This is a genomic window from Denitratisoma sp. (genome assembly GCA_032027165.1).
GTDB lineage: Bacteria > Pseudomonadota > Gammaproteobacteria > Burkholderiales > Rhodocyclaceae > Desulfobacillus.
This window is the reverse complement of sequence record JAVSMO010000001.1, coordinates 1,563,245-1,575,417: the sequence shown is the minus strand read 5'-3', so window position 1 is coordinate 1,575,417 and position 12,173 is coordinate 1,563,245. Positions and strand designations below refer to the sequence as shown.

The following is a 12,173-nucleotide window of genomic DNA, read 5'->3' as shown; positions in this document are numbered from 1 at the left end:
TATTCCGGGGACTGACTTTTTTCGGACGGGGAACCTGGTCCCCTCGACAGGAATCGAACCTGTATTTGCCGCTTAGGAGGCGGCCGTTCTATCCATTGAACTACGAGGAGCGCGGGCGCGTATTCTAGCAGGTTGCCGCGCAGCGCTCCGCTATAATCCGGGACCCATGAAACGCATTCTCGCAGCATTCGTCGCCTTGTTCGCCCCGTTCTGGATGGCTTGCGCCGTCGCGGCGGGGGTGCCCGCCGTCGGCTCGGCGGCGCCGGAGTTTTCCCTGCCGGACCAGGCCGGCCGCACGGTGCGGCTGGCGGATTTCCGCGGCAAGTGGGTGGTGCTGTACTTCTACCCCAAGGACGACACGCCCGGCTGCACCGAGGAGGCGTGCACCTTCCGCGACGACCAGGCGGCACTGACGCTGCTCGGCGCGCAGGTGGTCGGCGTCAGCCTGGACGATTCCGCCTCGCACGCCGCCTTCGCGAAGAAGTACAGCCTGCCGTTCCCGCTACTGGCGGACACCGATGCCAGGGTATCGGCGAGCTACGGCGCGGTGACCAACCTCGTCGTGGCGAAGTTCGCCAAGCGCTACACCTTCCTCATCGACCCGCAGGGCCGCATCGCCAAGGCCTACCTCAACGTCGATACCTCCCGCCATTCCGCCGAGATCATCGCCGATCTGAAGCGGCTGACTTCCCGCTGATTCATGCCGATTCTCACGCTGGACAAGGGCTGCCTGGCCTTCGGCCACGTCGCCTTGCTCGACCGGGCCGACTTCCAGGTCGACGACGGCGAGCGCATCGCGCTGATCGGCCGCAACGGCAGCGGCAAGTCGAGCCTGCTGCGCGCGCTGGCGGGGCAGGGCGCGCTCGACGACGGCACGGTGTGGCGCCACGACGGCCTGCGCATCGCCTACGTGCCGCAGGAGCCGGACTTCCCGCCGGAGCAGACGGCCTACGAGGCGGTCGCCTCGGGTGTCGGCGAGGCGAGCCGCCTGCTCGTCGAATACCACGACGCCGCCCAGCGCCTGGCGCACGACTACGGCGAGGCGGCGCTGGCCCGGCTGCATGAACTGCAGGTGCAGCTCGAGGCGGGCGACGGCTGGCGGCTCAACACGCGCGTCGAGCAGGCGTTGTCGCAATTGAACCTGGCGGGCGAGGCACGCCTGGGCGAACTCTCCGGCGGCGGCCTCAAGCGCGTGGCGCTGGCCCGCGCGCTCGCCGGCGACCCGGAGCTGCTGCTGCTCGACGAGCCGACCAACCACCTCGACCTCGACGGCATCCTCTGGCTTGAGAGTCTCATCGCCGGCTTCGGCGGTGCGGTGGTGGTGATCACGCACGACCGCCGCTTCCTCGACTCGGTGGCGACGCGCATCGTCGAGCTGGACCGGGGAAAATTGGCGAGCTTCCCAGGGCGCTTTGCCGATTACCAGAACCGCAAGGCGGAGATGCTGGCGGCCGAGGCGCAGCAGAACGCGAAGTTCGACAAGCTGCTGGCGCAGGAGGAGGTGTGGATCCGCAAGGGCATCGAGGCGCGGCGCACGCGCAACGAGGGCCGCGTGCGGCGGCTGGAGCAGCTGCGTCGCGAGCGCGCGGCGCGGCGCGAGCGCCTGGGCGGCGTCGGCTTCCAGCTTACGCGCGGCGAGGCCTCCGGCAAACTGGTGGCGGAGCTGGAGCATGTCTCGAAGCGCTACGGCGAGCACGACATCGTGCGCGACTTCTCCTGCCGCATCCTGCGCGGCGACCGCGTCGGCATCATCGGCCCCAATGGTGCCGGCAAGACCACGCTGATCCGCCTGATCCTCGGCGAGATCGCGCCGGACGCGGGCAGCGTACGCCTCGGCACCAAGCTGGCGGTGGCCTACTTCGACCAGTTCCGCGCTGCGCTCGACGAGGAGGCGACGCTGGCCGACGTCATCAGCCCGGGCTCGGACTACGTGCAGCTCGGCGGCGAGAAGAAGCACGTCATCAGCTACCTCGAGGACTTCCTCTTCCCCTCGGCGCGGGCGCGTTCGCCGGTCAAGTCGCTTTCCGGCGGCGAGCGCAACCGCCTGCTGCTGGCGCGGCTGTTCAGCCGGCCGGCCAACGTCATCGTCCTCGACGAGCCGACCAACGACCTCGACATCGAAACGCTGGAGCTGCTCGAGTCGCTGTTGCAGGACTACGACGGCACGGTGTTCCTCGTCAGCCACGACCGCAGCTTCCTCGACAACATCGTCACCCAGGTGATTGCGGCGGAGGGCGAAGGCCGCTGGCGCGAGACCGTCGGCGGCTACGAGGACTGGCTGCGCGAGACGCAGTCGCGACGTGCACAGCAGGCCGCCGCCGCGCCCGCCGCGGAGAAGCGCGAGGCCGCCGAGAAGAAGCGCGAGCCGCGCCCGAAGGCCAAGCTGTCCTTCAAGGAAGCGCGCGAGCTGGAGGCGCTGCCGGACCGCATCGCCGCGCTGGAAGCCGAGCAGGCGGCGCTCAATGTACGCCTGGCCGATCCGGCGCTTTACCGCGGGGCGCCGGAGGAGGCAAGGGCACTGCGCGAACGGCTGGCCGTGCTGGATGAGGAAATCACGCAGGCCATGCTGCGCTGGGAGGAACTCGAGTCCCGTTCCGCAGCCGCCGGGTAAAAGTCAGTCCCCGCGGGGCGGCGCCGGAAGTCCTCAGAAGTCGTTGATGCGCCAGATGAAAGGCAGGGCGATCAGTGCGCCGAGGAAGACGGCGATGTGGAACCACGACCACCAGCGGTATTTCGAGGCGAGCCTGCCGGGATCGAGATCGGAGATGATGTAGTGGCGCCCGTCCTGCGGCAGGTGCATGACGTGCAGCTCGGCGGAGGCACGCAGGTCGCGGTGGTTGGCCAGCACTTCGCGCTTCGCCTGCGACCGGGCGAGTTCCCATTCCTTCAGGTCGAGTTGGCCGTTCCTGTCGAGGTCGAAGCGGTGCAGGAGCTCGGCGGGCCGGGATTTCCACTCGGCGAGCAGGTGCTTGACGTCCTCGGCGACGTTTAGGTCGAGGTCGACGCTGCCGCGCGTGGCGAACTGGCCGAGGGCGTAGATGGTCTGCCGCTCGATGAGCAGCCACTGCGTGTAGCGGCGGTCGCCGTCGATCCAGGAGTCCTTCTTCGTCACCAGCATCTCGGCGTCTTCCGGGTCCACCACGCATTCGCCCGTGCCGTCGTCGAGGATGAAGGAGGCGTCGCTCTCGCCCTTGCTCTCCTGCACCCACTTGTTCTCGCTGTCCTTGCGCTCGACGGTGTAGCGGAACCACAGGCAGGGCAGGTGGGTGAGCGGGCTGAGCAGCGGTGCGCCGGCGAGCGGCTTCCCCGTGCCGATCAGCTCGACGTAGCCCTGCGCCGCCGAGGCGACCTTGGAGGTCGGCGTGTCGGCCACTGCGCGCGTGCGGCGATAGGCGGAAGTCCAGGCGACAAGGCTCAGCGGCGCCATCAGCGCCACGCAGACGAACATGCCGAGGCTCGATTCGGTTTTCAGGCCGACGAGGAGCAGGATGAGTTGGCCGCCGGAGGTGACGAGGTTGCCGTACCCTCGGCGCAGACGGACCAGCATCGCGCTGCGCGCTTCAGCCGAACAGCGCCTTCATGTCGACGTCGGCCTTTTCGGCGCTGGCGAATTCGAGCAGGGGCTTGGCCTCGAAGCGGAACATGCCGGCGACGATGGAGTCGGGGAACTGCTCGATGCGCACGTTGTTGATGTTGACCGCCTCGTTGTAGAGCTCGCGGCGGTCGGCGATGCCGTTTTCCAGGGCGGTGATGCGGCCCTGCAGCTGCATGAAGCTCTCGTTCGTCTTCAGTTCGGGGTAGGCTTCCGCAACGGCGAAAATCTGGCCCAGCCCCATGCGCAGGGCCCCCTCGGCCTGGCCCAGTGCCGGGATGTTCTGGCTCTCCCGCGCCGTCTGCACGCGCGAACGGGCCTCGACGACGCGCTGCAGGGTTTCCTGTTCGAACTGCTTGTACTGCTTGCAGGTCTCGACCAGCTTGGGCAGCTCGTCGTGGCGCTGCTTGAGCAGCACGTCGATGTTGGCCCAGGCCTTGGCGACGGCATGCTTTACCTGCACCAGGCCGTTGTAGATCATCACGCCGTACACCACGGCGACGACGATGATGCCCAGTGCCACCAACGAAACGATGCCCATGATCTCCCCCTTGGTTCGGATAGCGTGCGGTTATTCTAAACGACTGTGGCGGCCAGCATCATCAGGGCGTCTGCGGCGCCTCCGCCGCGGTTGGCGCTTCCGGAATATCCACCATCCGGCGCAGACGCTCCATCAGCGAGGCCTCGGCGATGCCGAGCAGCTTGCAGATCTCGGCGATGTCGTCCGGGATGGCTGGGTCGTCCCACCCGTTGGCCGAATGCCGAGCCAGGTTGACGGCGTGGAGGACGGTGCGCACGCGCGGATGTTCGGCATGGGTGTCGTCCATCAGGCTCTGCAGCAGGACTGGCAGGCGCCAGGCACGGGCCAAGGCGAGCTGCAATTCGCCGGCCGTGATGCCGAGCACGGCCTCTTGCGCGGCGGCACTGCGCAGGCCGCGGTTCTCCGCCTGCAGGGCGCGGATGCCGAGCATCAGCGTGGGGGCGAAGCACCAAAGCAGGATTTCCGCGGTGTCGTGCAGCAGGGCGGCGACGGTGATCTCCTCGACATCGAGATCGTGGCGCAGCACCGCCCAGTCGCGTGCGAAGAGCGACGCTTGGCGGGCGCGCGCAATCACGCGCAGCAGGCCGATGAGCGCCTGCGGTTGGTCTTTCAGGCTGCCTTCGACCAGCGGCAGGTTCTCGAACTTGGTGAAGAAGGGCGAGACGCCGATCATCATCACAGCACGATCGATGGTGGTGATGTCGGTTGTCTGGCTCCGGCGCCGGTTCGCCTCGATATAGGCCAGTACGCGCAGGGTCATCAACGGATCGTGCAGGATGACGCCCGCCAGTTGGCGGCCGGTGACGTTTTCCTCGTTTTCACGCAGGCGAGCCAGTTCCCGTACCGTTCGCTTCAGCACAGGAATGTCGGCCTGGCTGAGGTAATTCACCCAGGACTCGAGCGAAGGCAGCGGGCGCTGTAGCATCGATGACAAATAATTCAGTCAATACCGGTAGTTATAATTACGGCAGAGAGGCGGGCAGCTTGAGCCCGGGCCGCCGGGCCGGTTTCGGATCATGGCTGCGCGCAAGAAATAATTCATTTAATAACAAACAGATAAATGCCTACGCCGCAATCCTGGGATATCTTCTGCAGCGTCGTCGATAATTACGGCGACATCGGTGTTTGCTGGCGACTCGCCCGCCAGTTGGCGGGCGAGTACGGCTTGCGCGTCCGACTGTGGGTGGATGACCTTGCCGCCTTTCGGCGCATCTGTCCGGATATCGATGCAGGCCGGACAACCCAGAATTGCGGCGGCGTGCAGATATGCTACTGGCAGGAGCCGTTTCCGCCTGTCGAGCCGGGGGAGGTGGTGGTCGAGGCGTTCGCCTGCAACCTGCCGGACAGCTATCTCAAGGCGATGGCGGAGCGCCCCCGGAAGCCTCGCTGGATCAACCTGGAATATCTCAGCGCGGAGGATTGGGTCGGTGAATGTCACGGCCTGGCATCGCCTAATCCGCGTCTGCCGTTGGTCAAGCATTTCTTTTTCCCCGGCTTTGCGGCGGACACCGGTGGAGTGCTGCTGGAACGTGATCTCTTCAGGCGGCGCCAGGCATTTCAGTTCGATGCGGGGGCGCAAGCCGCCTTCTGGCAGGAACTCGGCCTGCCAGCGCCGCATGGGGAGGAAATCCGCATTTCCCTCTTCTGCTACCCGGGCAGCAGGGCGGAAGATCTCTTCGACTGTTGGCGCGGGCAGGCCGCCCCGGTGACTTGCCTGGTCCCGGAAGGCATTGCTGGAGAGGCGATTGCCGCCTTTTTCGGGCAGGCGACCCCGGCCGTCGGCGGCGCCTTGCGTCGGGGCAGTCTGGAAGTGCGCGTCTTTCCCTTCCTTGATCAGGACCGCTACGACCGACTGCTGTGGGCCTGTGACTGCAATTTCGTGCGCGGCGAGGATTCCTTCGTCCGGGCACAGTGGGCCTTGCGGCCGATGGTCTGGCAGCCCTATCCCCAGGCTGAAGGGACCCACCTGAACAAGCTGGCTGCGTTTCTCGGACGCTATTGCGAAGGATTGCCAAGGGAGACAGCCGGAGCTGTGAGCGCCTTCTGGGGCGCGTGGAGCCGCGGCGAGGGGATGGCCTCAGCCTGGCCGGCCTTCTGGGCTCGGCAGATACAGCTGGCACGTCATGCCGAATCATGGGCGGCCTGCCTGCAGGGAAATGGCGACCTTGCTGCCAAGCTGGTGCAATTTTGCTCGAATGGGCTATAATTTCCCGTTAATTTTTCGCCGCTTAACCGGTGGCGGCCAACTTTTTGAGCAGGATCAAGCATGAAACTGGCACAGGAACTCCGCGTAGGCAACGTCATCATGATCGGCAAAGACCCGATGGTCGTGCAGAAAGCCGAGTACAACAAGTCGGGCCGCAATGCTGCCGTGGTCAAAATGAAGTTCAAGAACCTCCTTACCGACGCCCCGAGCGAGAATGTCTACAAGGCCGACGACAAGTTCGAGATCGTCACGCTGGAACGCAAGGAAGTGACGTATTCGTACTTCGCCGACCCCATGTACGTCTTCATGGACGCCGAGTACAACCAGTACGAGGTTGAGAAGGAGAGCATGGGCGACGCCGTTAACTATCTCGATGACGGCATGCCCTGCGAGGTGGTGTTCTACAATGGCAAGGCCATCTCCGTCGAGATGCCCACCAGCGTTGTGCGTGAAATCATCTACACTGAACCGGCCGTGCGCGGCGACACCTCGGGCAAGGTGCTGAAGCCGGCGAAGATCTCCACCGGCTTTGAATTGCCCGTGCCGCTCTTCTGCGAGATCGGCGACAAGATCGAGATCGATACTCGCACCGGCGAGTACCGTAATCGCGTCAAGGGCTGACCCCCGGCCGCGCAAACGAAAAAGCCACCCGAGGGTGGCTTTTTCGTTGGAGCCGGAGGAGTCAGCGCCAAACTTCCTTGCACTGGGCGATCTGGGCGTCGGTCATCACGGGCTTGATGACGCACAGACGTTCGCGCTCATAGCGTTCCCTTTCCTGTTCCCGGGCCCGTTCTGCTCGCGCCAGTTGCCTGGCCTCTGCCTGCTCCTCCTTGGTGAGGATTTTTTGTTCTTCCTGTGTCTTGCCTGCAGCCGGATTTTCGCTGGCGTTCTGGGCTACGCCGCTTGCCGACAGGAGGGCCAGGCAAGCAGCTACGAGAAAGGTGAGAGTAGGGCGCATCATTGCCTCCTATCCGGATTCGGGAGGGCAAAGAGTACCGCGTCGAAGCGTAAAACGCCACCCGCAGCATAGGTGGCGTTGTTGTGTGGTGGAGGCGGCGGGAATCGAACCCGCGTCCGCAAGCCCTCTACAGGCAGTACTACATGCTTAGCCTGGTTGTTTGATTTAACCCGGCACACGCCAACCGGCAGGCTGGTGCAAGGCGATCCGCTGAGTTTTCGTGATCGGCCACGCGGCGAGGACGATCCTTAGCTGGTGTGAATGACTCTGCTGCCGCTTGCGCGGCCCGGCCCGTCAGCAAACCGGTGCAGAGCTAGCCGGTATTAAGCGGCTAGAGCGAAACGCTCGTCGTTGGCGTTTGTAGATTTCCAGATGGATTTTCGAGGTAACTGGGCCTCGGCATGCACTGCACTGCTTCGCGACCCACGTCGAAGCCAGGTCGCCCCCGGATTCGGTGTGATGCGCAACTGCTGTCTAACCCTGCTCATCTTTGAAACCCGGCATCGTTCCCAAGTTCCACAGACCTTGAACATTCTAGCATGTGCTACATGAGCAGTCCGACAAGGTCTGCCGGCGACTGAATGATGGTGTCGGCGCCCCATTTTTCAAGGGGCAGACCGTCGCCCAGATAGCCCCAGGCAGCGGCAACGGCCCCCATGCCGGCGGCCCGTGCGGCCTGCATGTCGCGCAGGTCGTCGCCGACATACAGGCAGCGCGCAGGATCGGCGCCGGCAATGGCGCTGGCCAGCCACAGGGGGTCGGGCGCCGGCTTTGGGCGCGGCGAGGAATCGCCGCTGACGATACAGTCGGCGCGTCGCACCAAGCCCAGTGCCTCCATCACCGGCAGGGTGTAACGGCTGGTCTTATTGGTAACTACGCCCCACTTGATGCCATGCGCCTCCAAGTAGTCCAGCAGGTCCGCGACGCCTTCGAAGAGGGTAGTAGCCACGCACAGCGATTCACCGTAATAGGTCAGGAAGTGCTGGTGCAGGTCGGCATAACCGTTGTCACCCGGTGCAAGGGCGAAGCCGATGCCGAGCAGGCCGCGCACCCCCTTTGAGACATGTGGGCGGATGGTTTCTGGTGGCAGCGGCGCGTTTCCTGCTTCGCTGCGTAGCCGGTTGAGCACAGCGCCGAGATCGGCGGCGGTGTCGGCCAGCGTGCCGTCGAGATCGAATAGGACGGCGTCAGTCATCGCGCCGCGCGCGCATCAAGTAGTTGACGTCGGTGTCCGAGCCTAGGGCGTAGGTCTTCGTGAGCGGGTTGTAGGTCATGCCGATGACCTCGCCGACGCTCAGGCCGGCTTCGCGGCAATAGCGAGCCAACTCGGCCGGCCGAATGAATTTGGCGTAATCGTGCGTGCCGCGCGGCAGCAGTTTGAGCACATATTCGGCGCCGACTACCGCAAAAAGGTAAGACTTGGGATTGCGGTTGATGGTGGAAAAGAAAACCATCCCGTCGGGGTGGACGAGTTGGGCGCAGGCGCGCACGGTGCTGGCGGGATCGGGTACATGCTCTAGCATTTCCAGGCAGGTCACGACATCAAAAGCACCTGGCGCTTCGACGGCCAGTTCCTCCGCTGAGATTTTCCGGTAATCGACTTTCTGACCGGTTTCCATCAGGTGCAGTTTCGCGACGGCCAGCGCCTTGTCGGAGAGATCGATGCCGGTCACGGCGGCGCCGCGCGTTGCCATTGATTCGGCAAGGATACCGCCGCCGCAGCCGACGTCGAGCACCTTCTTGCCGGCGAGACCGACGGTCCGGTCGATCCAGTCCAGGCGCAGGGGGTTGATGTCGTGCAGGGGCCTGAACTCGGACTCGGGATCCCACCAGCGGTGGGCAAGTTCGCTGAACTTGTCGAGTTCGGCCTGGTCGGCGTTGCGGTTTGCGGGTTCGTTCATGATTCGAAGTATATAAAATAAAAAAGCCCTGCTTGCGCAGGGCTTTTTTCGGCAATGAGCCGACTTACTTGGTGCCGATGACCTCGATCTCTACGCGACGATCGGGCTGCAGGCACTCGATGAGTTGCTTCGACTTCTTCTCGCTCTTGCCGCACTTGTCGCCGGTGACGGGCTGCTTCTCGCCCTTGCCTTCGGTGTAGACGCGGTTCGGCTCGACGCCCTTGCCGACCAGGTAGGCCTTGACGGCCTCGGCGCGCTTCTCCGACAACTTCTGGTTGTACTTGTCGGAGCCGATGCGGTCGGTGTGGCCGACGGCGATGATGACTTCCAGCTTCATGCCTTTCAGCTTGCTGGTAACGTCATCCAGCTTGGCCTTGCCTTCCGGACGCAGAACGGCCTTGTCGAAATCAAACAGGGCGTCGGCGGCCAGCGTTACCTTCTGGGCGGCGGGTTTCGGCGTCGCAGCCGGGGCGGCGGGTTTTGCCGCTTCAGGCTTCTTCACCAGTTCCGGATCGCACTCAGCGATGGCCATGGCGGGCGTCCAGCGGGTGGTCTTCCAGCACAGGCCGAACCCGCTCTTGGCGACAAGGCCGCGCGTGTCGAACAGGTAACCGTCGTTGTTCGGCACTTGAGCAAGCGCGACGGAGGCGCTCATTCCAAGGGCGGCCAGCAGCGTGATTTTCGAAATTTGTTTGTTCATATTCCCCCTCGTTGCGGTGCGAAAAATGAGTGGATTGATCGGCCCAAAAAACAGCGGAGTTATTAAAAACACGTTTGTTCCGGCCCTCTGCTTTCGGCCCTGCCGGTTCAAGCGGTTAATTTATTTTGCCACAAATTGACAGTGTCAAGCAATCGAGTAGTGTCGCATCCCCGCAACACTCCATTTTCGACCTGCAGTACTCCATCTACCCAGACATGGGTCACATGTTCCCTTCCGGCAGTATAGACCAAGTGGGAAGCGGGGTCGAAGCAGGGACTGGTTTCAAGTGCGTCGAGCCGGATGGCGCACACGTCGGCGGCCTTTCCGGCCTGGATTGAGCCGATGCGATTGTCCAGGCCGACTGCCGAGGCGCCGCCCAAGGTGGCCATGCGCAATATTTCATGGGCGTTCAGCACCGCAGCGTCGCCGGAGGTGACTTTGGCCAGTAGTCCGGCGTGGCGCATCTCCTGAAAGATGTCAAGACGATTATTGCTGGCTGCGCCATCCGTGCCCAGGCCAATGCGCACTCCCTGCCTCAATAGTTGGGCGATCGGGGCGGCGCCGCTCGCGAGTTTCATGTTCGATGTTGGGCAATGCGCCACCGCGCAGTTGTTCTCCGCAAGCAGGGCGATTTCGGGCTCATCAAGATGCACCGCATGTACGCCGATCAGGCCCGGGCCGAGTAGTCCCAGCCGCCGCAGCCGATCGAGGGGGCGGGTGCCGTGCTGGGCCAGGCTCTGCCTGATCTCCCAGTTTGTCTCGTGTAGATGGACATGGACGGGCAGGTCAAGCTGGGCTGAGAGGGTGGCGATACGCTCGAAGGTTTTGTCAGCTACGGTGTAGGGCGCATGCGGTGCCATGCAGAACGAGATCAGGGGCTCGCCGCGCAGCCGATCGCGCGCGGCCAATCCCTTGCTGATGTAGTCGTCGGCATCGGTGGCGTATGCAGTGGGGAATTCGATGATGACCATGCCGAGCACGGCGCGCACCCCGAGACTTTGCGCCGCTTCGGCCGCCGCCTCTGGGAAGAAGTACATGTCATTGAAGCAGGTGATGCCGCCGCGCAGCATTTCGGCGCACGCGAGCAGCGTGCCGTCGCGCACGAAAGCGGCGGAGACATGCCTTGCCTCGGCTGGCCAGATGCGTGTCTTCAGCCAGTCCATCAATGGCAGGTCATCGGCGATGCCGCGCATCAGCGCCATGGCGGCGTGGGTGTGCAAGTTGACCAGTCCGGGAATCAGCGCCTGCTGCGGCAGTGCTGCGCGTTGCGCCGGCTGATAGCGGCCGAGCGCTTCCTTCGCGGGCAGGACATCGAGGATATTCCCGGCGGAAACGGCGACGGCATGGTCCTCGAGTACCACGCCGTGCGGTTCCACCGGTATGAGCCAGCGCGGCTCGATCAGCAGGTCTATCGGTTCTGACATGCGTAAAAAAACCCCGCCGATGAGGGGCGGGGTTTTTGCAATTTGGGCTGGCTTATTTGCCGGGGCCCTGCACTTCGACAACAACGCGGCGGTTCGGCGCCAAGCACTCGATGAGCTTCTTGCGCGGTAGCTTGTCGTCGCATTTCACGCCCGGCACGGGCTGGGTCTTGCCCGCACCCATGGTCTCGACGGCATCGGCCTTGGCGCCTTTGCTTGCTAGGTAGGCTTTGACGGCGTCGGCACGCTTCTCGGAAAGTTTCTGGTTGGCCTCGTGACTGCCGATGCGGTCGGTGTGGCCGGTGATCAGCATCAGCTTGACACTGGCGCAGTTGCCCAGCTTGGCGATGACATTCTTGTCGAGTTGATCCTTGCCGGCGGCGTTCAGGTTGGCCTTGCCGAAGGCGAAGGTCGCATCGTTTTGCAGGGAGTAGGTGAAGTTGCAGGCCTTCGGTTTGGCAGGCGCGGCCGGTGCGGCCGGCTTCGGCGCTTCAGCTTTCTTCAGTTCCGGATCGCATTCGGCGATGGCCATGGCGGGCGTCCAGCGGGTGGTCTTCCAGCACAGGCCGAACCCGCTCTTGGCGACAAGTCCGCGCGTGTCGAACAGATAGCCGTCGTTGTTCGGCACCTGGGCGTTGGCTGCGCTTACGGCCAGGCCGAGTGCGGTAGCGAGAAGAGCTTTGGATACGAGAGTGTTTTTCAAGGGTTCATCCTCCACTGGCTAGAGATTGTTGATTGTTCTGTTTTCCGGCGGGTCAGTGCGCGCCGCCGCCGGCTACTGAAAATGGATTTAAGCACAAAAACCAAAGGCCTACAACTTGTTGTCGGAACGACAATTGAATGGCCGCGGGCGC

Annotated in this window: 13 protein-coding genes, 1 tRNA gene and 1 other RNA gene; 4 read left to right on the top strand and 11 right to left on the bottom strand. The window is 63.9% G+C overall.

Going from position 1 to position 12,173, the window contains the following annotated elements; translation table 11 throughout:
* Positions 1–35: 35 nt before the first annotated feature.
* Positions 36–110 (bottom strand) — tRNA-Arg (locus tag ROZ00_07730).
* A 56-nt stretch (positions 111–166) separates the two neighbouring features.
* On the opposite strand from ROZ00_07730, the gene ROZ00_07725 reads away from it, so the two are divergent.
* Both ROZ00_07725 and ROZ00_07720 read left to right on the top strand, forming a co-directional pair.
* Complete coding sequence (locus ROZ00_07725) at positions 167–697, top strand: peroxiredoxin (GenBank protein ID MDT3736096.1); 531 nt, start codon at positions 167–169, stop codon at positions 695–697.
* Positions 698–700: 3 nt separating this feature from the next.
* The gene (locus tag ROZ00_07720) at positions 701–2,611 is read left to right on the top strand and encodes an ATP-binding cassette domain-containing protein (protein MDT3736095.1); all 1,911 of its coding nucleotides are present in this window, start codon (positions 701–703) and stop codon (positions 2,609–2,611) included.
* Positions 2,612–2,644: 33 nt separating this feature from the next.
* Here ROZ00_07720 and ROZ00_07715 read toward each other — a convergent pair whose 3' ends face one another.
* The 3 genes from ROZ00_07715 to ROZ00_07705 form a co-directional block, all read right to left on the bottom strand.
* Positions 2,645–3,547, bottom strand: a complete 903-nt coding sequence (locus ROZ00_07715; GenBank protein MDT3736094.1) for a hypothetical protein — start codon at positions 3,545–3,547, stop codon at positions 2,645–2,647.
* 13 nt (positions 3,548–3,560) lie between these two features.
* Entirely contained in the window at positions 3,561–4,133 is a 573-nt protein-coding gene (locus tag ROZ00_07710) for a LemA family protein (GenBank protein MDT3736093.1), read from the bottom strand.
* Between the two features lie 61 nt (positions 4,134–4,194).
* The gene (locus ROZ00_07705; GenBank protein MDT3736092.1) at positions 4,195–5,058 is read right to left on the bottom strand and encodes an HDOD domain-containing protein; all 864 of its coding nucleotides are present in this window, start codon (positions 5,056–5,058) and stop codon (positions 4,195–4,197) included.
* Positions 5,059–5,193: 135 nt separating this feature from the next.
* On the opposite strand from ROZ00_07705, the gene earP reads away from it, so the two are divergent.
* On the top strand, positions 5,194–6,339 hold the full coding sequence (earP, locus tag ROZ00_07700; protein MDT3736091.1) for an elongation factor P maturation arginine rhamnosyltransferase EarP: 1,146 nt from the start codon (positions 5,194–5,196) through the stop codon (positions 6,337–6,339).
* A 60-nt stretch (positions 6,340–6,399) separates the two neighbouring features.
* Entirely contained in the window at positions 6,400–6,960 is a 561-nt protein-coding gene (gene efp, locus ROZ00_07695) for an elongation factor P (protein MDT3736090.1), read from the top strand.
* 61 nt (positions 6,961–7,021) lie between these two features.
* Here efp and ROZ00_07690 read toward each other — a convergent pair whose 3' ends face one another.
* From ROZ00_07690 to ROZ00_07660, 7 genes are all read right to left on the bottom strand, one after another.
* Positions 7,022–7,300, bottom strand: coding sequence for a hypothetical protein (locus tag ROZ00_07690; GenBank protein MDT3736089.1), 279 nt, complete (start codon positions 7,298–7,300; stop codon positions 7,022–7,024).
* 83 nt (positions 7,301–7,383) lie between these two features.
* Positions 7,384–7,744, bottom strand: a transfer-messenger RNA (tmRNA) gene (ssrA, locus tag ROZ00_07685).
* Positions 7,745–7,841: 97 nt separating this feature from the next.
* Positions 7,842–8,492 carry an HAD-IA family hydrolase gene (locus ROZ00_07680; protein MDT3736088.1) on the bottom strand — a complete coding sequence of 217 codons (651 nt, stop codon included), beginning with the start codon at positions 8,490–8,492 and terminating at the stop codon, positions 7,842–7,844.
* Positions 8,485–9,198: a bifunctional 2-polyprenyl-6-hydroxyphenol methylase/3-demethylubiquinol 3-O-methyltransferase UbiG gene (gene ubiG, locus ROZ00_07675; GenBank protein MDT3736087.1), complete on the bottom strand. Its 714-nt coding sequence runs from the start codon at positions 9,196–9,198 to the stop codon at positions 8,485–8,487. Before ubiG ends, ROZ00_07680 begins: the two co-directional genes overlap by 8 nt.
* Positions 9,199–9,262: 64 nt before the next feature.
* Positions 9,263–9,898 carry an OmpA family protein gene (locus ROZ00_07670; GenBank protein MDT3736086.1) on the bottom strand — a complete coding sequence of 212 codons (636 nt, stop codon included), beginning with the start codon at positions 9,896–9,898 and terminating at the stop codon, positions 9,263–9,265.
* 107 nt (positions 9,899–10,005) lie between these two features.
* On the bottom strand, positions 10,006–11,322 hold the full coding sequence (locus tag ROZ00_07665) for a TRZ/ATZ family hydrolase (GenBank protein ID MDT3736085.1): 1,317 nt from the start codon (positions 11,320–11,322) through the stop codon (positions 10,006–10,008).
* Positions 11,323–11,374: 52 nt separating this feature from the next.
* Positions 11,375–12,022: an OmpA family protein gene (locus ROZ00_07660; protein ID MDT3736084.1), complete on the bottom strand. Its 648-nt coding sequence runs from the start codon at positions 12,020–12,022 to the stop codon at positions 11,375–11,377.
* Between the last annotated feature and the right edge of the window lie 151 nt (positions 12,023–12,173).

Coding starts and splice junctions, on each gene's coding strand:
- efp (MDT3736090.1), top strand. CDS start 6,400: ATGAAACTGGCACAGGAACTCCGCGTAGGCAACGTCATCATGATCGGC.
- ubiG (MDT3736087.1), bottom strand. CDS start 9,198: ATGAACGAACCCGCAAACCGCAACGCCGACCAGGCCGAACTCGACAAG.
- ROZ00_07720 (MDT3736095.1), top strand. CDS start 701: ATGCCGATTCTCACGCTGGACAAGGGCTGCCTGGCCTTCGGCCACGTC.
- ROZ00_07715 (MDT3736094.1), bottom strand. CDS start 3,547: ATGCTGGTCCGTCTGCGCCGAGGGTACGGCAACCTCGTCACCTCCGGC.
- ROZ00_07690 (MDT3736089.1), bottom strand. CDS start 7,300: ATGATGCGCCCTACTCTCACCTTTCTCGTAGCTGCTTGCCTGGCCCTC.
- ROZ00_07710 (MDT3736093.1), bottom strand. CDS start 4,133: ATGGGCATCGTTTCGTTGGTGGCACTGGGCATCATCGTCGTCGCCGTG.
- ROZ00_07705 (MDT3736092.1), bottom strand. CDS start 5,058: ATGCTACAGCGCCCGCTGCCTTCGCTCGAGTCCTGGGTGAATTACCTC.
- earP (MDT3736091.1), top strand. CDS start 5,194: ATGCCTACGCCGCAATCCTGGGATATCTTCTGCAGCGTCGTCGATAAT.
- ROZ00_07680 (MDT3736088.1), bottom strand. CDS start 8,492: ATGACTGACGCCGTCCTATTCGATCTCGACGGCACGCTGGCCGACACC.
- ROZ00_07670 (MDT3736086.1), bottom strand. CDS start 9,898: ATGAACAAACAAATTTCGAAAATCACGCTGCTGGCCGCCCTTGGAATG.
- ROZ00_07725 (MDT3736096.1), top strand. CDS start 167: ATGAAACGCATTCTCGCAGCATTCGTCGCCTTGTTCGCCCCGTTCTGG.
- ROZ00_07665 (MDT3736085.1), bottom strand. CDS start 11,322: ATGTCAGAACCGATAGACCTGCTGATCGAGCCGCGCTGGCTCATACCG.